The 727-nt window shown below is 71.4% G+C and carries 1 protein-coding gene; it reads left to right on the top strand.

Features of this window, described 5'->3' with window-relative positions:
* Positions 1-727: AMP-binding protein (locus tag IU459_RS37410; RefSeq protein WP_195134291.1), on the top strand; the 727-nt coding region annotated here is incomplete at both ends.

Below are 727 nucleotides of genomic sequence, written 5' to 3'. Positions count from 1 at the left end.
GCGTTCGCCCGCCGCCTCGATCGCGTCCTCGCGGCCGTGACCGCCGATCCGACCGTCCCGATCGGTGACATCGACCTGCTCGCGCCCGAGGAGCACGCGCGGGTGCTGGTCGATTGGAACGACACCGCGCATCCGGTGCCCGCCGAGACGCTGGTGTCGCTGTTCGAGGCGCAGGTCGCGCGCACGCCGGACACGGCGGCGGTGACGTTCGAGGGGACGAGTCTGTCCTACGCCGAGTTCGCCGGGCGGGTGCACCGCCTGGCGCGCTGGCTCAAGAGCAATGGCGTGGGCCCGGAATCGTATGTGGCCCTCGGCATGCGGCGCTCGATCGACCTGGTGGTCGGCATGTACGCGGTGAACGCCGCGGGCGGCGCGTACGTGCCGTTGGACCCGGACCACCCGGCCGAGCGGATCGACTACATCCTGGAGACCGCGCGCCCGGTGTGCGTGCTGACCTCCGGCTCCGATCTGGAGACCACGGTCTCCCGGCAGGTGCGCGTCGACGAGCTGGAGTTGTCGGAGTTCTCCGGCGAGCCGCTGACCGACGCCGACCGGCACAAGCCGCTGCGTCCGGCCAACACCGCGTACGTGATCTTCACCTCCGGCTCCACCGGCCGCCCGAAGGGCGTCGCGGTGCCGCACGCCGCGGTGGTCAACCAGATCCGCTGGATCACCGGCGAATACGGCATCGGCGCGGACGACGTCGTGCTGTTCAAGACCCCCGCGA

It is taken from the genome of Nocardia amamiensis (assembly GCF_015477605.1).
Lineage (GTDB): Bacteria > Actinomycetota > Actinomycetes > Mycobacteriales > Mycobacteriaceae > Nocardia > Nocardia amamiensis_A.
The sequence above is the reverse complement of the archived record's forward strand: the minus strand, read 5'-3'. Positions and strand labels throughout refer to the sequence as shown.